This window comes from Chryseobacterium sp. OSA05B (genome assembly GCF_019970065.1).
Lineage (GTDB): Bacteria > Bacteroidota > Bacteroidia > Flavobacteriales > Weeksellaceae > Chryseobacterium.
The window spans coordinates 1347025-1367369 of sequence record NZ_JAHXYH010000001.1; the positions used below are offsets into that span (position 1 = coordinate 1347025).

General features: G+C 39.1%; 16 protein-coding genes and 2 pseudogenes. 5 read left to right on the top strand and 13 right to left on the bottom strand.

The genetic code is table 11. The features are described 5' to 3' along the window. Positions 1–20 precede the first annotated feature (20 nt). Positions 21–1106, top strand: a pseudogene (gene dinB, locus LC419_RS06160) (DNA polymerase IV); the annotation flags it as partial. Between the two features lie 75 nt (positions 1107–1181). Then, positions 1182–2639: pseudogene (locus LC419_RS06165) on the top strand (alpha-amylase); the annotation flags it as partial. A gap of 393 nt (positions 2640–3032) precedes the next feature. Here LC419_RS06165 and LC419_RS06170 read toward each other — a convergent pair. Together LC419_RS06170 and LC419_RS06175 are read right to left on the bottom strand one after the other, a co-directional pair. After that, a complete protein-coding gene (locus LC419_RS06170; RefSeq protein WP_223606530.1) occupies positions 3033–4370 on the bottom strand; it encodes a carboxylesterase family protein in 1338 nt (445 codons plus the stop codon). A 266-nt stretch (positions 4371–4636) separates the two neighbouring features. Next, the gene (locus LC419_RS06175; RefSeq protein WP_223606531.1) at positions 4637–5539 is read right to left on the bottom strand and encodes an AraC family transcriptional regulator; all 903 of its coding nucleotides are present in this window, start codon (positions 5537–5539) and stop codon (positions 4637–4639) included. Between the two features lie 131 nt (positions 5540–5670). On the opposite strand from LC419_RS06175, the gene LC419_RS06180 reads away from it, so the two are divergent. Together LC419_RS06180 and LC419_RS06185 are read left to right on the top strand one after the other, a co-directional pair. Then, positions 5671–6075 (top strand): cupin domain-containing protein, encoded by a 405-nt coding sequence (locus LC419_RS06180; RefSeq protein WP_223606532.1) that lies wholly within the window; start codon positions 5671–5673, stop codon positions 6073–6075. A gap of 37 nt (positions 6076–6112) precedes the next feature. Next, positions 6113–7168 carry an NAD(P)-dependent alcohol dehydrogenase gene (locus tag LC419_RS06185; RefSeq protein ID WP_223606533.1) on the top strand — a complete coding sequence of 352 codons (1056 nt, stop codon included), beginning with the start codon at positions 6113–6115 and terminating at the stop codon, positions 7166–7168. Positions 7169–7362: 194 nt separating this feature from the next. Here LC419_RS06185 and LC419_RS06190 read toward each other — a convergent pair whose 3' ends face one another. After that, positions 7363–7725 (bottom strand): helix-turn-helix domain-containing protein, encoded by a 363-nt coding sequence (locus LC419_RS06190; protein WP_223606534.1) that lies wholly within the window; start codon positions 7723–7725, stop codon positions 7363–7365. Between the two features lie 82 nt (positions 7726–7807). On the opposite strand from LC419_RS06190, the gene LC419_RS06195 reads away from it, so the two are divergent. Next, positions 7808–8692, top strand: a complete 885-nt coding sequence (locus tag LC419_RS06195) for an NAD(P)H-binding protein (protein WP_223606535.1) — start codon at positions 7808–7810, stop codon at positions 8690–8692. Positions 8693–9009: 317 nt separating this feature from the next. On the opposite strand, the gene LC419_RS06200 is transcribed toward LC419_RS06195, so the two are convergent. From LC419_RS06200 to rpoC, 10 genes are all read right to left on the bottom strand, one after another. Further along, positions 9010–10293: an ectonucleotide pyrophosphatase/phosphodiesterase gene (locus LC419_RS06200; protein WP_223606536.1), complete on the bottom strand. Its 1284-nt coding sequence runs from the start codon at positions 10291–10293 to the stop codon at positions 9010–9012. A 229-nt stretch (positions 10294–10522) separates the two neighbouring features. Then, positions 10523–11371, bottom strand: coding sequence for a GNAT family N-acetyltransferase (locus LC419_RS06205; protein WP_223606537.1), 849 nt, complete (start codon positions 11369–11371; stop codon positions 10523–10525). 193 nt (positions 11372–11564) lie between these two features. Beyond that, positions 11565–12323 carry a T9SS type A sorting domain-containing protein gene (locus tag LC419_RS06210; RefSeq protein ID WP_223606538.1) on the bottom strand — a complete coding sequence of 253 codons (759 nt, stop codon included), beginning with the start codon at positions 12321–12323 and terminating at the stop codon, positions 11565–11567. Between the two features lies 1 nt (position 12324). Further along, positions 12325–12852 carry an ankyrin repeat domain-containing protein gene (locus LC419_RS06215; RefSeq protein ID WP_223606539.1) on the bottom strand — a complete coding sequence of 176 codons (528 nt, stop codon included), beginning with the start codon at positions 12850–12852 and terminating at the stop codon, positions 12325–12327. Next, the gene (locus LC419_RS06220; protein ID WP_223606540.1) at positions 12849–13394 is read right to left on the bottom strand and encodes a YceI family protein; all 546 of its coding nucleotides are present in this window, start codon (positions 13392–13394) and stop codon (positions 12849–12851) included. Before LC419_RS06220 ends, LC419_RS06215 begins: the two co-directional genes overlap by 4 nt. Before the next feature lie 12 nt (positions 13395–13406). Next, on the bottom strand, positions 13407–13748 hold the full coding sequence (locus LC419_RS06225) for a cytochrome c (protein WP_223606541.1): 342 nt from the start codon (positions 13746–13748) through the stop codon (positions 13407–13409). A gap of 1 nt (position 13749) precedes the next feature. Further along, a complete protein-coding gene (locus LC419_RS06230) occupies positions 13750–14592 on the bottom strand; it encodes a DUF5777 family beta-barrel protein (RefSeq protein WP_223606542.1) in 843 nt (280 codons plus the stop codon). Between the two features lie 126 nt (positions 14593–14718). After that, positions 14719–15369, bottom strand: a complete 651-nt coding sequence (locus tag LC419_RS06235) for a Crp/Fnr family transcriptional regulator (protein WP_223606543.1) — start codon at positions 15367–15369, stop codon at positions 14719–14721. A 265-nt stretch (positions 15370–15634) separates the two neighbouring features. Next, the gene (locus LC419_RS06240; RefSeq protein WP_034723398.1) at positions 15635–15940 is read right to left on the bottom strand and encodes a DUF3467 domain-containing protein; all 306 of its coding nucleotides are present in this window, start codon (positions 15938–15940) and stop codon (positions 15635–15637) included. Between the two features lie 87 nt (positions 15941–16027). Next, positions 16028–20293 carry a DNA-directed RNA polymerase subunit beta' gene (gene rpoC / locus LC419_RS06245; protein ID WP_223606544.1) on the bottom strand — a complete coding sequence of 1422 codons (4266 nt, stop codon included), beginning with the start codon at positions 20291–20293 and terminating at the stop codon, positions 16028–16030. Between the last annotated feature and the right edge of the window lie 52 nt (positions 20294–20345).

Consider the following 20345-nt stretch of genomic DNA (forward strand, 5'->3'; position numbering starts at 1 on the left):
TGAATCCATATCTTTGCGGTATGGATTCTTCTTTTCCCACCCGTAAAATTATTCATGTCGATATGGACGCATTTTATGCTTCCGTAGAACAGCATGATGATCCTTCGCTTAAGGGGAAACCTATTGCTGTGGGAGGAGAGCACCGTGGTGTAGTTTCAGCGGCGAGTTATGAGGCACGAAAATATGGAGTCCGCTCTGCAATGCCCAGCAAAACAGCTAAAGAGAAATGTCCGCATATTATTTTTGTTCCTCCGCGTTTTGCCCGTTATAAAGAAATCTCTAAACAGATCCGGGAAATTTTTCATGAATATACAGATCTCGTAGAACCTCTTTCTTTGGATGAGGCCTATCTGGATGTCACTGAAAATAAAAAAGATATTGAATCGGCCAATCAGATTGCTAAAGAAATTCGTCAGAAAATATTTGAACAGACAGGATTGACGGCTTCTGCAGGGATTTCGGTCAACAAATTTCTGGCAAAAGTGGCTTCCGATATCAATAAACCGAACGGACAAAAGACTATTCATCCTGATCGAATTGAGGGTTTCCTGGAAGAACTTCCCGTTGAAAAATTTTATGGCGTAGGAAAGGTTACAGCTAACAAAATGTTTAGTTTAGGCATTTATAAAGGAAAAGATTTAAAAAAGAAATCACTCGAAGAATTGGTAAGGCTTTTCGGGAAATCTGGCGGCTATTATTACAATGTTGTCCGGGGCATTCATAATTCTGAAGTCAAACCTCATCGCATCCAGAAAAGCGTTGCGGTAGAAAGGACTTTTTTTGAAGACCTTTTTGATGATCAGGAAATTAATGAGAAGCTGGATCACCTGAGTCAGGAACTGCATCAGCGTCTGCAAAAGAATAATATCCTAGGAAGAGCTTTGACTTTAAAAATTAAATACAAAGACTTTTCACTTTTTACAAGAAGTTTTACAAAGGAAGACTATTTCACTTCTCCTGAACAGTATTTCAATACCGGGAAAAAACTTTGGGAACTCAGACCTTTTGACAAACCGGTAAGATTACTGGGCCTGTCTCTCTCCCACCTCAACACGGAAGAGAAAAAGCAGGTTTCTATTCAACTAAAAATCCCGTTCGAAGAATTTGAGAATCAACAGATAGAAAATTTTCACTATCTTGTAGGAAAGCAACCCAAATCACAGCCTATGAACACGACAATGATTCAATTTTTCCACTGGTATTCTGAAGGAAACGGAAAATTATGGAAAGAAGCAGAAAAACAGGCCGCCTATCTGGCAAAATTAGGGATCACTTCGGTGTGGTTCCCTCCCGCTTATAAAGGCGCAAATGGCGGATACTCGGTAGGTTATGATGCCTATGATCTGTATGATCTTGGAGAATTTGATCAGAAAGGAAGTCTTCCCACTAAATATGGAACCCAAAATGATTATTTAAAAGCCATTAAAGCCTTAAAAAAACAGAATATCGGGGTCATCGTTGATATTGTTCTGGGACACAAAGCCGGCGGCGATGAGCTGGAAAAATTTAAGGCTGTAAAAGTTGATGAAAACAACAGGGAAAAAATTATTTCAGATGTTATCGAAATAGAATCCTACACTAAATTCACATTTCCCGGAAGAGGAAAAAAATATTCAGATTTCGAATGGAATTTCACCTGCTTCAGCGGTGTAGATTTTGCCGAAGGTATGGAATCCCACATTTATAAGATACAGTCGGAGTACGGTAACGACTGGGAAGAAATGATTGATGATGAGAAGGGAAACTACGATTATCTGATGTACAACGACATCGAACACCGTAATCCGTTTGTCCGTGAAGAGCTCAACAGCTGGGCGGAATGGTATTTTAACCTGACTGATTTTGACGGGGTAAGACTGGATGCTTTAAAACATATCTCCTTTGATTTTTATAAAGAATGGCTGACAATGCTTCGCTCCAATTCCGGAAAAAACATTTTCGCAGTGGGAGAATATTGGGCTCCGGGACAGCTGAATCTGCTTCAGAAATATATTGAGGTTACCGAAGGATGCATGAGCCTTTTTGACAGCTCACTTCAGAATAATTTCCACACCGCTTCCAACGAAGGCAGCTCCTATGATCTCCGAAGAATTTTTGATGAAACGCTTACCCAGGCTGATCCTATGCACTCTGTAAGTCTTGTGGGCAATCACGATACACAGCCTTTGCAGGACCTTGAAGCTCCGGTAGAATCATGGTTCAAGCCGTTGGCTTATGCTTTAATTCTGCTTCGGGAGAATGGTTATCCGTGTGTATTTTACCCTGATCTATATGGGGCTCATTATACCGATAAAGGCGGAGATGGCAATGACCAGGAAATTTTTCTGGAAAAAGTAGATGGCATTGAAGAACTTCTTATGGCAAGAAAAGAACATGCCTACGGTGAACAGAGGGATTATTTTGAAGACGCTAACTGTCTTGGCTGGACGCGCGAAGGAGATGACGAACATTCGGGATGTGCTGTGGTTCTAAGTAACAAAGACACGTACAGCAAACCTATGGAAATGGGGAAACGCTATGCCGGTAAAAAATTTCATGATCTGCTTAAAAGAGTAGAAGGTGAAGTGGTCATTGATGAAAATGGATGGGGAAATTTTCCTGTTCCTGCAGGGAATGTAAGTGTCTGGATTTCTGAATAATTCCACTCATAAAAAAACATACATGACCGGATGATCATCTCTTGGTTCATGTATGTCTTAAATTGTACTGATACGATCGTTCTTAGCAGAATATGTATCTGCAATTCTCCATATTGATGGCCCATTCACAGCAGAAGCCATCTTCGTTGGAAGTACAGCATACCCTGTCACGGATAGGTCCTCCTCCTTTTAAATTCTTAAGTTCTTCTCGATTTAGTTTTCGTGCATTTGATTTCATAGGTAATATGTTTTAAGATTTGTTAATCAAATATAAATAAATAATCAACAAATCATTGAAAATTATTCACAAATACATGATTTAGTCTATCAATTTCATAAATAAACAGGAACATAATCTGTAGAACTCAGTCAAAAACATTAACAGGTTTAACACTAAATTTTTCGGACTCTTAGAATTTCAGGTCTTTCAGAAGTCTCTGATATTTTCCCGGTTCTGGCAAATTCTGTCCAAAGCGCTCTCAGCTTTTTACCATTCTCATGAATATACGCCCACGGAATATCTTTCAGCAGTTCTGCAGATTTCCAGGCTTCTTCATTCCCAAAGACCAAAGGAAGATCGATACAATGTGCAGCCCCAATATGATTGTGTTCCGTTTCTGAATGAATTCTGAACAGATAAACGTTTCCTCCCGCTTTTGCATAATTTTCAGCAAATTCTTCTGCCGGTTTTCCATAGATGAATTCCGTAGTTTTTCTTACTGCTTTATCTAAAATGACCAGGCCAAATCCTTTTCCGAAATATTTATTCAAAGCATCGGATGTTTTGAGATAAAATGCCGTTTCATTGTCATTTAAACCAATGAGCACATCATATTTCTCTGCATTTGATTTCCACTTTTCCACCGCTTCATTTTCCTGACATAAAGGAGGAAATCCATATTGTGTTCCGAAAGGCATCGCAGCCTTCAGCCCGTATTTTATCACCGCCGGTACATGTTTCCGGTATTCTTCTACCATTTTTAAAACATCTTTTTCATCTTTAAGAAATTCTGTTCTTTTTAAAAATTCTGCAGACATTTTCTGTCGGCTGTGGCGCAGTCCCAAAGGCGCACTCTGGATAATTACCCGTTTAAACAAACCTTCAACACCTTCGGAAATCATCAGGTGAGCAATGGCGTCACCGCCTGATGACTGCCCCAAAAGTGTCGTATTTTCAGGATCGCCGCCAAAATCTGAGATATAGTTTTTGATCCATTTTAAAGCTTCGATGATATCAAACAGTCCCAAATTAGCTTGTCTTTCTTCATCTCCTCCCAGAAAGCCAAACAGCCCAAGCCTGTAGGAAACATTAACCACAATGATGTGCTGTTCTTTCACCCAGTCACTGGGATCAGAAGTCGGGAGGTCACCACAACCGATCTCATGCGAACCACCATGGATCCATACTACCACGGGAAGCTTTTCGTTATCTGTGAAACTTTCAGGACGGAACACGGAAAGAAACTGGGTAGATTCATCGGCATCAAAATCTTCAATATGAGTGGGACCAATCATCTTTTCCACCAACGGACTTATCACCTGTGGGCAAACGGGCGTTTTGTGCGGGAAAATAATTTCTGAAGCTGATGGTTGCTCAGTAACTGGTCTTTTAAACCTTTCAGAATGGGCATAGCGGATGCTTTTTGCTCTGATAATGCCGTTTTCTTTCAGTGCTATAATTTTCCCAAAGGAGGTCTGAAAAATGTGAGTCTTGGTCGGCTGAACTGTCATTTTAAAAACTTTGAAAAATTCTGTCTATTAAAATTAATTCAGTTTTTTGAAATGAGGAAATTTAAACACAAATATCACTAATTTTTAACACTAATATTCACAAATGATGATGAATTGAAATCGTGCTATTTATGAAAATATTTGTGGTATTTGTGTTTGATTTTTTAACACGAATGACACTAATTTTTTACACTAATTTCACAAATCATTGTAGAGAAAAATTGTGGTGTTTGTGAAAATATTTGTGCTTTTTGTGTTTAAAACAATCAGTTTAGCATTTTATATTCACTGGGAGAAATTCCCACTTTTGCTTTGAATAATCTGGTGAAATGCTGTGGATATTTAAACCCAAGATCGTAGGAGATTTCACTGATAGATTTTGCAGGATTTAGGATCTGTTCTTTTGCCGCATCGATGAGTTTATTGTGAATAAATTCCTGGGCGGATACTCCTAATTCCTTTTTGATCAGGTCTCCAAAGTAATTGGCTGACAGGTTGAGTTTTTCTGCAAAATAATTGACCATCGGAAAACCTATGTTCTTAGGATTGTCAGATTTAAAATAATCATCCACAAGGTTTTCAAATTTTCCAATTACCCCCTGATTGATATGATCTCTGGTAATGAACTGACGGTCGTAGAAACGCATACAGTAATTCAAAAACAGTTCAATATTATTTACAATTAGTGATTTGCTATGCTTATCAATGGACTGCTCGAGTTCAAGCTTGATGTTTTTAAAACATTCCAAAACAATTTCCCGTTCTTTTTCCGAGAGATGAAGGGCTTCATGAACGTCATAAGAAAAGAAGCTGTAGTCTTTGATATTTTTACCGAGATTAGTTCCTTTGATCAGATCAGGATGAAACAGCAAGGCATATCCACCGGGCTGTATGGATTTTCCGTCATTGGTCACTCCGCTTACCTGTCCGGGAGCAATAAAAACCAGTGTTCCTTCCTGATAGTCGTAGCTGTGCTTGCCGTAATGCATATCTCCACAAATCACATCTTTCAGGAAAACGGTATAAAAGGTATACGTTCTCCTGTACTGGCATATGGGATCGGATTTTGAAAAATCTACCACACTTACCAGCGGATGCAGGGTTTCATTGTTTACCATTTTATTGTAATCTGAAACGCTCTTTATATTATCAACTTCCTGATATTCCATTGACTATCTTTTTAAACTTATTCAAAATTACCACTTTCCTGCGTACCTTGTACAGGGTCTGTAAAATTGGTAAGTATTTCGGTAATCTGTATAAGTCGTGTTTATCTAAAAGTATCGACTTTTGTACCGTTATGGAAACATTCAATACAAACATTTTTCCAAAAGGAGAGAAAGCCCCTGCAGCTTATTTTTCCGGAGGAACAGCCTGGGTGCAGATTCTAAAACCTAATGAAGATGATCTGAACTGCCAGATCGGAAACGTTTCTTTCGAACCCGGATGCAGAAATAACTGGCATACTCACGGCGGCGGCCAGATTTTAATCGTAACTTCAGGAACAGGATTTTATCAGGAAAAAGGGAAACCGGCACAGGTTTTACGTCCGGGAGATGTGGTGAATATTCTTCCTGATGTCATCCACTGGCATGGTGCAGGCCCAGATGGTGAATTCACCCATATTGCCATCAATCCCAATACTCAAAACGGTATTGTAGAATGGCTGGAACCTGTAAGCGATGAGGAGTACAATAATGTATAACTGAACTTAATTAACTTAAATCAAATAAACCAAACCAATGAGCACATTAACTGTAAAAGCCTTCGGAGCTGAGTCTACGACGGCAGACCTTAAAGAAATGACGATTGAAAGAAGAGCAACCACTCCTAAAGATGTAGAAATTGAAATTCTATACTGCGGGGTATGTCACTCTGATCTCCATACGGCAAGAAATGACTGGGGCGGATCTTTGTATCCTGTGGTTCCTGGACATGAAATTGTCGGCAGAATTACCAGTGTAGGAAGTGAAGTTTCTAAATTTAAAGTTGGCGATCTTGCCGCAGTAGGATGTATGGTAGATTCATGCGGACACTGCGACAGCTGTAAAGAAGATCTTGAGCAATATTGCTTAAATGGTTTTACAGGAACTTATAATGGAAAAGACAAGCACTTGGGAGGTCATACTTTTGGCGGATATTCTCAGAAAGTAGTTGTAGATGAACATTTCGTATTAAGCGTCCCTGAAAACCTTGACCTTGCTGCAGTAGCACCGCTTTTATGCGCAGGGATCACAACATGGTCTCCATTGAGACACTGGAACGTAGGACCTAATTCTAAAGTAGCTGTTGTAGGATTAGGCGGATTAGGACATATGGCGATCAAACTGGCCAAAGGATTAGGTGCTGATGTAACTTTATTCTCAAGAACTCCGGGAAAAACGGAAGATGCGAAGCAATTGGGAGCTGATCACGTCGTTATTTCCACCGATGATTCACAAATGGATACTGTAAAAGGAAAATTCGACCTGATTATCGATACGGTTCCTTATGAGCATGATATCAATCCTTATATGCAGACACTTACCCTGAACGGAACTTTGGTTCTTGTAGGATTTGTAGGTGAATTCAGCGAGACTGAAGTGAGCACAAGGCCGATGATTTTCCAACGTCGTTCTGTAGCCGGTTCATTGATCGGAGGTATTGCTGAAACTCAGGAATTACTGGATTTCTGCGGAAAGCATAATATCGTTTCAGATATTGAACTGATCAAAATGCAGGATATTAATCAGGCGTATGAAAGAATGATCAAGAGTGACGTGAAATACCGTTTCGTAATTGATATGCAATCTTTGTAATTACTCGTATATTTTAACGGAAAGACTGCCTTTGGGCGGTCTTTTTTTGTTTTGTGTAATACAATTTTTTTAAGTTTTGGCTGAAGCCATAAATACTTCTTATTGAATTTTACCAGATTAATATAAAATTGTAATATGTTCATCATAGACCTTTATCATACATACATTTTACATTAATACATTTTACAAAAAAATCACTTATACTCCCCCTTCATATCAAGAAACGCCCAATCAGCCAAAGCTGCAATCACGGGAATAAGGCCGGTTCCTGCTTTACTTAATTTGTAAGTAACATGCGGCGGAACTACAGGCTTTGCCGTTCTGATGACTAATCCGTCTGCTTCCAACTGTTTCAGATGCTGGATCAGTACTTTTTCCGTCACGGCGGGAATAGCACGTTTTAATTCACTGTATCTTTTATCACCGTTGGAGAGCTGGTATAAAATAATCGGCTTCCAATAGCCTCCGATTTTTTCCATCACGTAGGTAACGGGGCACTTGTCCAGTGCATATTTTTTGTTTTGCTGAATGGTAGAACTTTCTTTAATGGCTGTCATAATATTACATACTTCAGGGTAAGTACTTGTATAAAAGTAAGTACAAATATACCTTTGTTATCAGAATAAAAAAATATTTATTATGAAAATTATCATCACAGGTTCAACAGGAAACGTAGCCAAACCATTAACACAGCAACTCGTTGCGGAAGGACACGATATTACGGTGATCAGCAGCAATGACTCTAAGATCCAGGAAATTGAATCCATCGGAGCTAAAGCGGCTATCGGTTCTATTGCAGACCTGGATTTTTTAGTGAAAACATTTGAGGGAGCTAATGCTGTTTTTGCGATGACGCCTCCTAATATGGGAACAGTCAATATTGTTGAAAATACGGTGAATGCAGGTAAAAATTATGCAGAAGCTGTTAAAAGAAATAATATAAAAAGACTGGTAATGCTAAGCAGTATCGGAGCTGAATCTCCTGTGGAAAACGGTCCTATCAAAAGTCTTTACCACATTGAGAAATTTTATAATGACCTTGAAAATACATCGGTCACTTTGTTAAGAGCAGGATATTTTTATTTTAATTTCTTTAATGATATTCCTTTGATCAAAGGTGCCGGAATTATGGGTGGAAATTATTCGGGAGACATAAGCATTCCACTGGTTCACCCGAATGATATTGCCAGAGCTGCAGCTGAAGAATTAATAAAAAATCCGGAGGGTAAAAATATAAGATATATTATAAGCGACGTCCGTAAAGCGGCTGATTTTGCCAGCGTTTTTGGTGCTGCTATAGGAAAGCCGGAACTTCCGTGGGTAGAGTTTTCAGATGAAGATTCATTAAACGGAATGCTGCAGGCAGGCCTTCCACAGGAAATGGCTGAATTGTACACTGAAATGGGAAGAGGGGTGAGAACGGGTGTTGTGCAGAAGGATTTTATTGAGCACAAAGCTTCTGTTGACGGGAAGATTAAATTGGAAGATTTCGCGAAAAAGTTTTCTGCAAAATTTAATTCTTAAGATTTTTAAATTCTTTTGTCTTGAAACAAAAGAATCAAAAGCTAAAAATAAATCTTGTTCTTTAAAAATTCTAAACTCGCGCGAATTTAATCTGAGTTCTTCGATTCTAATTTTGTGTCGCCCTTCGAACAGAAGATTTTTTTTAACGTTCACAAAATTCATTTTTTTAACGCTTTTAATTCCCAGGTCGTTTTATGACAGCTTCAATTTAAATTTTTACAAAACAGTTTCGGCGCACCTGCGGTGCGCCGAAACTGTATCTTTAACTCAACCTTTCAGTTAAGTTTTTAATCTAAATCCTAAACTCAGCCTTAACCCTATTTCTTCTCCTTCAAAATTTCCTTTAAAATCTTCAATTTTCCATCTATAGGCTGGTCATTTTTCAATCCTAAAATTTCAGTAACCAATGGATAGACGTTGACATTGGCAAACTCATTGATCACCATATTATTTTTGAATTGTGGTCCCCATGCAAAGAAAGTGGCTTTCATTTCAGGCACTATTTTGGGATCGTAGCCGTGTTTTCCTACGGATGTTTTTTTACCTTTTTCCAGGAATATTTTCGGAGCTTTCGGAATCAAAAGGATTTGGCCGATTCTTTCGTATTTATCGTCTTTTGTGGCAAAATGCAAATATTTTGGAAGCCTTTTATCAAGATATACCTCGTAATCCGATGTTTTGTTGGCTTTCAGTTCTTTGTAAACTTTTTTAACCTCAGCAGGGTTTTTAACATAGACTCTCAGTAAAGTCTGGGAATTGTAAAAATCAAATCTGGCTGTGTCCAAAAGCATAGCAGGAATTTCCAATGGAGCTCCACCATCTACTTTGATCATTCCGTGATCGGAAACGAAAATAAAATTGACATTTTTCAGTCCAAGATCATTGACTTTCTGAACCAGTTCTCCAATGGCCTGGTCAACCAAATGAACTGCAGTTTCTGTTTCCTGAGCATCGGGACCGAAGTGATGTCCGCTTCCATCTACTTCAGGAAAATACAGGGTAATAAAATGAGGTCTTGTTTCTGCAGGTAGCTTCAACCAGTTAACCACTTTTTCAACTTTTTCGGAAGGTTTAAACTTTTCGTGATACGGATAATAGTAGGAAGGTCGCATTCCTCCTGCATTGCTTGCCGAGCCTACCCACATTAAAGTAGCAGAAACTATTCCCTGCTTTTCGGCGAGTGCCCAAAGCGGAGTTCCTCCGTACCAGCTTCCGTCTTCAGCATTTTTTTTACTGTTCATCGCGTAAGGCTCTTTCCGTTTGTAATCGTAGAAAAAATTATCGATCAATCCGTGATGAGACGGATAAAGTCCAGTGATCAGACTCCAGTGGTTGGGAAAAGTAATACTCGGATAACTTGGGATCATCGCTTCAGCCTGTATGCCACTGGATGATAATTTCAGAAGATTTTCTGCCTGATATTTTTTAGCATAATCATAACGAAAACCGTCTGTAGAGATCATGATTACATAAGGTTTAGCCTGTGCTTCAGCACTGTTGGTGCGGCCCGAAACGACTACCTGAGCCGTATCCATTTTTGCCTGCTGGGCATAGATCGCCAGAGAAAAAAACAGCAGAACAATTTGTATTCCTCGCTTCATTGTCAAAATTTTCGGCAAAGTTACGGCCTACGAAGCTCCCGAAAAAGTTTATCAGATTAAAAGTATATTAAAACATTGAACTTGGGAAGTTTGAAGCTCGAAGATGGAAGTCACTGAACCCCGAAACATAACTAAAGCAAAAACATTATTATTTTGAAGCTACTTTATTTTATGACGACTATTAATAATCAATATTAACTTCCATCCTCCCTCTTCCTGCTTCCCGCTCTTAATCAAGCTCTCTCTTCATTTCAAACTGTGATACCCAGTTTCTAAGGCCTATTGTATGTCCGAGAAACGCTGATGTATTTTCTGAAGTATCCTCTACGTTATTAGCAGATATAGGTTGTCCATCAGCCATCTCTCTTATCGCTCTGAAAAGCTGGGTTCCGATGCCCTGATTTCTGTAATTTTTATCAACGGCGATCTGATAAACTTTTCTTACTGCCGGGTTGTAAATGGCGTATCCCGCAAACTGTCCTTCTTTACAGGCTCCAAGGATTCTGCAATCTTTAAGAATACAGTCCAACACCGGTATTGAGCTCTGCCATGACGGTTCTACATCCCAGAAAGACCGGAATACCTCCCATTGAAAAGCTTCCAGTTCTTTTATGACGATCTCAGGATTTTTTTCTTTAAGATCAATAATTCCATTAAAACAAAGGAGTTTCCGAACAATCTTAAAACCTAAATTTTCATAAGCCCTAATGGCAGGATTATTTCCTTCGATCACTTCAAGGATCAGCACATCCGTTTTTCTCTCTTCGAATACTGGAAGCCTGTAATTATACATTTTTCTTACGAGCCCCTGTCCTCTGCATTCCTGGATGACTCCTGTTCCGGCATTATATACAACACGTTTTCCGTTTTCCTTTTTTTCAGCAAAGAGAATAAATCCTGCCAGCTTTTCTGATTCGAAAGCCCCTACAGACAATTTTGTATCTATTTTATCCGCTGTAATTTTTAATTCAAGCTGTTCTAATGAAAGGTGAAAGGGAACGATATAGTCTGAAAAAGACGTATTAAATACAGATAAAAGTTCTTCTGTACTGGTATTTTCTAAGCTTCTTATTTCCATACATCAATTTTAAATGATTTAGCATTAATGGAATGGGAAATTCCATTGGAGATTTTGTTGAACAGCAAAGATATAAAAAACCGTTCAGCCCCCTACCAATCGACATTGTTAAATGTTGCCCTCGGTAAACAATAAAAAAATGCCTCCGGATATCAGAGGCATTTATATGAATGTTTTAAACTGTGTGTAAGAGTTATTCTTTGATCAGCTTTTCATAAGACAGGCTTCCGTCTTTTAATGTGATCTCAAAATAGTAGATTCCAGGTTTCAGATCTCTGACATCTATGGTTTCTCCGTCAGGCTGCACGGTTCTGATCTTTCTGCCCGCAGTTTCATAAATATCGATAGATTTTATTTTATCTGCATTTTTAAAGCTCACTCTTTCTTTGGCAGGATTTGGATAAAGACCCACTTTCTTGCCTTCTGCAACAGTCTCACTTATCCCCAGTACGCCTCTCGTAAGTGCAGCATATCCTCTGGCTGCGTTATGGTAACCTAATAACTGATTCCCTGCTCTTCGGGCATAGAATACATTGATGGTAGAAGCGTCATTGGTAAACACATGATCTCCTATTCCTCCGGTAAGACTTCTGGTTGCTACAATGGTTCTTGTGGTTCCGGAAACATTATCAGTTGTAACGGTCCAGTCCTGTGCAGGGTCTGCCTGAGGAGTCGTCATTCCAATAAAATTAAAATCTCTGCTGGCAGAATTTGAATTATAAATAAATCCGTCTGATCCGCTGGCCATTCCGCCAGTATCTACTCCGTTTCCTCCGAAACCTATTCCGAGCATCGAATTGCTGTCACCGGTTAAAGTAAGGGTCACCTGAGTAGCCGTTGTTACAATCTTTACGGTCATGCCGGCAGCCGGAAGATTGACCGTTCCTGTCGAAAACTGTGCCCATACCAGATTGGCAAGAGCTAAACTGAATGTTAGTAAAACTTTTTTCATTTTAATTTTTTAGTAGGTTGATGATGTCTTTGTTGTTGGTCTGTAATGCATATTCAAAAGGGGTCATTCCCATCGAATCTTTCCTGGATTTATCTGCTTTATGTTTAAGCAGCAGTTCGATCAGCTCTTTATTCCCGAACTTTACGGCCCAGAACAAAGGCGTTGCTCCGGTAGAATCAGCGATGTTGGGATCAGCATTTTTACTTAACAGGTAAGTGGTCAGCTCTTTATTATATTTCACAGAAAGCCCGGCTAAAGCAGTTCCTTCCTGACTTTTATAATTGATATCTTTTACATTGTCCATCAAAAATTTAGCCACTTCCGTATTCCCTCTGTAGCAGGCAAGGATAAGGGGAGAAAAGCCATTTTCATTGGTTTTGTTAATGATATCCGGGTCCTGTTTCATGAGATCTTTCACTTCAGCTACCGTTCCGCTTCTGGCAATATCGAATATTGATTTTGTCTTTTCCTGGGCAGATGCAACAGAAAAATTCAGGAAAATACCGATGATAAGGAGTACGTTTTTCATTGTTTTGCCATTACATAATTATACTCCACTTTTACATTTTCTGCGACTTTCTTGGTCACCATTTTCGGAATGGTCACGTTGTGGTCTACAGGTCTTGCCATAAAGCTTCCCTGCATATATATTTTCCCGTCTTTGGCATAAACCGTCGCTGCAGAAGTAACCGCTTTATCTACTCCATGAAAATTCAGGGTTCCCTGAACGGTATATTTCTGTGGTGAAGCACTCAGTTTCGTTTTATCAAAATTGGCGATCTTTCCTTTGAAGGTTGCTTTAGGATATTTTGCGGTTTCTGCATAGCTTTCATTGAAGTGTTCTTCCATTAATTTGGTTTTAAAATGGAAGTTTTTCACCACTGAAACGGAAGCCATCTCACCGCTGTCGGCATTCAGGATCACCACATTATTATCATCCTTTGCGTACACATCTTCGAACAGCGGAACGGATGCCTCAAAGGTCACATTCCCTGTCTTAGTGCTGTATTTCTGGGCTGAAGCAAACCCGGTAAAAAACAGCACGGCACTCATTAATACTAATCTTTTCATATCAAATATTTTTTAATTTTCGGTAAGCCCATCAGCTTTCCATTTTATGAAGGTATTGATCTGGGTCTGTGATAAGGATCCGCCCTGTGGCATTTTTCCGGGATCTCCATTGGCTCTTTGTATCCTGTCGAGAATACCGTCTATATTATTCTTTACATCGCTGTACGTAACGAAAGGTTTAAAACTTCCTGCACCGTGGCAGCCGATACAGTTGTTATCCACAATGGTTTTCACCTCCGCATTGTATTTTACAGGTATTGTAATGGGTGTATTATCCGAAATCTCTTCATAGGTCCTGCTGTCACAAGCAATAAACAAAGCAGCTGATGACAATATGTATATTATCTTTTTCATATTAAAAAACTCTATAAAGGTTAAACCCAAAAAATATCTGCCCCTTTCCCCATTTGCCTGCTGCATTGGATAGATAGCCGATGTCTGAATTGATCTGGGAGTTCGAGAATAAAAGCTGGAACACATGTCCCCCGGTTTCTATATCCATCCCTAATGAAAGAGGATTTTTATAGTAACTGTGACTATCGAAATTCACAAAATACTCTGCGTTGAGAGAAATTCTTTTGGAAATTTTATAACGACCTCCCAATCCGGCCAGAAATTGATTTTTGTCTTCAATGGCTGGATCGTAAAGGTTTTTATGAATGTATGAAGGCGTTAGCTGCAGAGAAAACTTTTCGTTGAATCTTCTTGAGATAAGAGCCTGGGTAAGATAAGCAAGCCTGTCACCGAATTTCAGATAGGGATAGTTGTCTTTATCCAGATCGGTATTGACCGCCATCACATTGTAACCTACAATGTCCACAGGGCTTTTTTCAGTTTGTTTGATCAGCTTGTACTTGACAGCGCCTTCGAATGTTTTCATATTCGTTTCTCTGGAAAGACTTACTGAAATTCCGTCTGTGACACCGTAGATTACGCCTAATTTGGTAGAGGCGTCATCAAGGCCGAAAAAGTTTTTGAATCCTGTACTTATGTCCCCAAAACGGTGGGCCACCACAATGTACCATTCGTTTTTAGCGGAAAGTTTGGTGGATTGTCCGGTGACGATTTGTAAGGCTTTAAAAGCCGGCTGCGATACTTCTGCATTGGTTTTGAGTGTGTCAATATCTTTCAGCAGGTCTTCCTGCGCGGAGGCAAGACCTGATGCCAATACCGACAAAAATAAGAGAGTTTTTGTCATATACTATTTGAATTAAATTATGATATGACAAACTTATCGAGTTATAAAGTCAAAAGTAGGTGATAAAAGTCACCAGAGAAATTGTTTTTATCAATAATAAAGATAAAATCATTAAAACATCATATATTAGATTGATCTAACATTTTCATTTACAGGAATTTTAATGCCTTCCTTGGTCTGAATAATTTCACCTTCATTTTCAATCTTTTTTAAAACTCTGCTTACCACTTCCCTGGAAGTCCCCAAATTACTGGCAATTTCCCGGTGTGTAATCTTCAGAGGATTGTTTCCGGTTGCTGAAATCTGCTGACGGATATAGTTCAGCACTCTTTTGTCGAGCCTGTGAAATACGGCATCATTCACCATATTCATAACATCTGAAAAGCGTTTGTCGTATTCATGATAAAACACTCTGTTGATCTCCGGAAACCGGATGAGCCATTCATGGATCACTGAAACGGGAACCAGGATCACTTCCGATTCTTCTTCTGCAACGGCATATACTCTGCTGGTGCAATCTGTAAATATAGATGAGAAGGTCATCAGGCAGCTGTCGTTCGGTTTTATATAGTAATAGATGAGCTCCCTACCATCATTGAGGGTAAATACTTTTATAGAACCTTTGATCAGAAAGGGAACATACTTATTCTTTTGTCCTTCCCTGATAATTTCAGTTTTTGCTTTGATTTCTGTCACTACGGCATTTGCGTGCAGTTCATTTAAAAAATTTTCGCCCAAAAAACCGAATTTATTAAGAATAAATTGATTATTGATCATATCCGCTATATCATTTTCATAGCAAATATATAAAATTGAGCTATTCATATAATAGAAAAATAATATTCTTTCATTATCTCTATCAAAAACTTAACAATCTCTTAATTAATAAGTAAATTTTAAATCAAAAATAACATTTTAACTAAAATATATCATCTAAAAATCAAATAAACTTTGTTATGCTGGTATTAGATTGGATGATCCTTTGTACAAAAAAAATGCCCTGGTTTTCACCAGGGCATCCTTATGTATTGTAAGAAAAATCTTATGCTTGTACGTTGTTACCTCCTAATACGAAAGGCTCAACTTCTTTGATTTCTCCGAACTGCTGCTCGTAGTTAGCAATGTTCTGTTGAAGAGCAGATAATACTCTTTTAGCGTGAAGTGGAGCAAGAATGATTCTTGATCTTACTTTAGCTTGTTGAACACCCGGCATTAACTGGATGAAATCTACTACGAACTCAGATGGAGAGTGGTTTACCAATGCTAAATTAGCATAAACTCCAGCAGCTACCATTTCGTTCAATTCGATGTTGATGTTTCCGTCTTGTGGATTTTGATTGTTGTCCATTGTTATAAAATATGTTTTTAAAATTCGAAATTTGAGATTGTGAAAATATAAAAATAAATCCAAACCTCAAATTTCAAATCATTAATTTTAGTTAAGGTCTTCGAATTCTTTCTTAGAACCCACAATTACATTCTGATATTCTTTAAGACCTGTACCTGCAGGGATTCTGTGTCCTACAATTACATTTTCTTTAAGACCACTTAAGAAGTCAACTTTACCAGCTACTGCTGCCTCGTTAAGAACTTTCGTAGTTTCCTGGAATGATGCTGCAGACATGAATGACTTAGTCTGAAGAGCTGCTCTTGTAATCCCTTGCAATACAGGCGTTGCTGTAGCAGGAAGTGCTTCTCTTACTTCAACTAAGGCTTGATCTTCACGCTTCAGTTTGGAGTTTTCGTCTCTTAATTCTCTTGCTGTAATCATCTGACCTGGTTTGAATTCTTTAGAATCACCAGCTTCCACTACAACCTTAAGACCAAATACTCTGTTGTTTTCTTCCAAGAAGTCAAACTTGTGCTCCAGAGCTCCTTCCAAGAACTGAGTATCACCTCCATCTACGATAGATACTTTCGTCATCATCTGTCTTACGATGATCTCGAAGTGCTTATCGTCGATTTTTACCCCCTGAAGACGGTAAACTTCCTGGATCTCATTTACCAGATATTCCTGAACCGCCGTTGGACCTTTGATTCTTAAGATATCATCTGGTGTAATAGAACCGTCAGAAAGTGGTGCTCCTGCTCTTACGAAGTCATTCTCCTGAACAAGGATCTGGTTAGAAAGTTTTACCAAGTAAATTTTTCTTTCACCAGTTTTAGCTTCTACGATCAATTCTCGGTTACCTCTCTTAATTTTTCCGTAAGAAACTACCCCGTCGATTTCAGTAACAACCGCTGGGTTTGAAGGGTTTCTTGCTTCGAATAGTTCGGTAACTCTCGGAAGACCTCCAGTGATATCCCCTGCTTTTGCAGATTTTCTTGGGATCTTGATCAAGACTTTACCAGCCTTAATTTTTTCACCATCGTTTACCATTAAGTGGGCTCCTACCGGTAAGTTGTATGCTTTCTGCTCAACTCCTTTAGAATCTACCACTTTCAATGTAGGTACGGCTTTCTTATTTCTAGATTCAGAGATTACTTTCTCTTCAAATCCTGTCTGTTCGTCAATTTCAAGCTGGAATGAGATACCCTGAATAATGTCTTCGTATTCAACCTTACCTGCAGTTTCTGCAATGATTACCGCGTTATACGGATCCCACTTACAGATGACATCTCCTTTCTTCACTTTATCACCTGGCTTCACTGCTAATTCTGAACCGTAAGGTACGTTAGCAATCATCAATGGTGTTCTGGTTTCGTTATCCGCTACCAATCTAAATTCAGTTGAACGTGAAACAACTACCTCAGCAGTTTTACCGTTTTCATCTTCAGAAGTAATGGTTCTTACTTCGTCCATTTCAACGATACCGTCTCTTCTTGCAACGATAGATGGGTTTTCTGATACGTTACCTGCAGTACCCCCCTGGTGGAAGGTTCTCAATGTAAGCTGAGTACCCGGCTCCCCAATTGACTGTGCTCCGATAACCCCTACAGCTTCACCCATGTGGATCATCTTACCAGTGGCAAGGTTTCTACCATAACACTTCGCACAGATTCCTTTCTTGGTTTCACAAGTAAGTGGAGAACGAACTTCAACAGCTTCTAATCCTGCTGCTTCAATTTTCTTCGCTAATGCTTCATTAATTACCTGATCTGCTTCAGCGATTAACTCGTCTGATTCAGGATCATAGATGTTATGAAGAGAAACTCTACCTAAGATTCTTTCAGAGATCTTTTCAACGATCTCGTCATTTTTCTTAAGTGCAGTCACTTCAGTACCTCTAAGCGTTCCACAGTCGTCCTCAGTAACGATAACGTCCTGAGCAACGTCTACCAGTCTTCTTGTAAGGTAACCAGCATCGGCAGTTTTAAGTGCGGTATCCGCAAGACCCTTACGGGCACCGTGGGTAGAGATAAAGTACTCTAGAATCGAAAGACCTTCCTTAAAGTTTGCAAGGATCGGGTTTTCAATGATCTCCGCACCGGTAGAACCAGCTTTTTGCGGTTTCGCCATCAAACCTCTCATCCCTGATAACTGACGGATCTGTTCTTTAGAACCCCTCGCCCCGGAATCAAGCATCATATATACAGAGTTGAATCCACCTTGGTCAGATTTCATTCTGCTCATGATCATTTCAGTTAATCCAGCGTTGGTGTTTGTCCAAACGTCGATTACCTGGTTATAACGTTCTGTATCTGTAATTAGACCCATGTTATAGTTGGCTCTAATCTCATCAACAGTTTCAATAGATGTAGCAATCATCTTTTTCTTCTCAACAGGAACTACAATATCCCCAAGTGAGAATGAAAGACCTCCTTTGAATGCATTAGAATACCCTAAGTCTTTCATTGCATCCAGGAACTTCACTGTTGTAGGGAAATCAGTATCCGCTAAAACTCTACCAATGATATTTCTCAGTGATTTCTTCGTCAATAGTTCATTAACGTATCCTGATTGTTTTGGTACAATTTGGTTGAATAAGATTCTACCTAAAGAAGTTTCGATTAATTTTGTTGAAATCTCTCCGTTTTCTTTAACCGGTAGTCTACATCTTACTTTAGCATTTAAAGAAACTCTTCCTTCAGCATAAGCGATTTCCGCTTCTTCAGGAGAATAGAATGCAAGACCTTCACCTAAAACTTTCATATCTTCTGTAGAGCTCAATTCTTTGGTCATGAAATAAAGACCAAGAACCATGTCCTGAGAAGGTACTGTAATAGGAGAACCGTTTGCAGGGTTCAAGATGTTCTGAGAACCTAGCATCAATAACTGAGCTTCAAGGATCGCTTCAGGGCCTAACGGTAAGTGTACCGCCATCTGGTCACCATCGAAATCGGCGTTGAATGCTGTTGTTACCAACGGGTGAAGCTGAATCGCTTTACCTTCGATCATCTTAGGCTGGAATGCCTGAATACCCAGTCTGTGAAGGGTAGGTGCTCTGTTCAATAGAACCGGATGACCTTTCATCACATTTTCAAGGATATCATATACTACAGGCTCTTTTCTGTCGATGATTCTCTTTGCAGATTTCACAGTTTTTACAATTCCTCTCTCGATCAGTTTTCTGATGATGAACGGTTTGTAAAGTTCTGCTGCCATATCTTTAGGAATACCACATTCGTGAAGCTGTAAGTTTGGACCTACAACAATTACGGAACGCGCAGAGTAGTCAACCCTTTTCCCTAGTAAGTTCTGACGGAAACGGCCTTGCTTACCTTTCAATGAATCTGAAAGTGATTTCAATGGTCTGTTTGATTCAGATTTTACAGCAGAAGATTTTCTTGTATTATCGAATAATGAATCTACTGATTCCTGAAGCATACGCTTCTCGTTTCTCAAGATTACTTCCGGAGCTTTGATCTCCAATAGTCTTTTCAGACGGTTGTTTCTGATGATAACTCTTCTGTAAAGGTCATTTAAGTCAGAAGTTGCGAAACGTCCTCCATCCAATGGAACCAATGGTCTTAGTTCTGGTGGTATTACAGGAAGCACACGCATAATCATCCACTCCGGTCTGTTGATCATTCTTGTATTGGCACCTCTTAGTGCTTCTACAACGTTCAATCTTTTAAGGGCTTCAGTTCTTCTTTGCTTAGAACCTTCGTTGTGAGCTTTGTGTCTCAAGTCGAAAGACAATGCATCAAGGTTGATTCTTTTTAAAAGATCTTCTACAGCTTCAGCACCCATTCTGGCGATGAATTTGTTTGGATCGGAATCATCAAGATACTGGTTTTCCACAGGAAGCGTTTCCATGATGTCAAGGTACTCTTCTTCTGTAAGGAACTCCATGTTATCGAAGTCAGAACCGTCTAATTTTTTAGCAATACCCTGCTGAATCACTACATATCTTTCGTAGTAGATGATCATGTCTAATTTCTTAGAAGGAATTCCTAAAAGGTAACCGATTTTGTTTGGTAAAGAACGGAAATACCAGATGTGTGCGATAGGCACGACAAGGTTGATGTGTCCGATTCTCTCTCTTCTTACTTTTTTCTCAGTAACTTCTACCCCACAACGGTCACAAACGATCCCTTTGTAACGAATTCTCTTGTATTTACCACAAGCACATTCGTAATCCTTTACCGGACCAAAGATTTTTTCACAGAACAACCCGTCTCTTTCAGGTTTGTGCGTTCTGTAGTTAATAGTTTCCGGTTTTAAAACTTCCCCTCTTGATTCCTGAAGAATCGATTCCGGTGAAGCTAAACCGATGGTTATTTTATTAAATCTACTTGATTTATTTTTATTTGACATTTTTTAGATTTTAGATTTTGGATTATAAATTCTGGATTATAAATTCTGAATT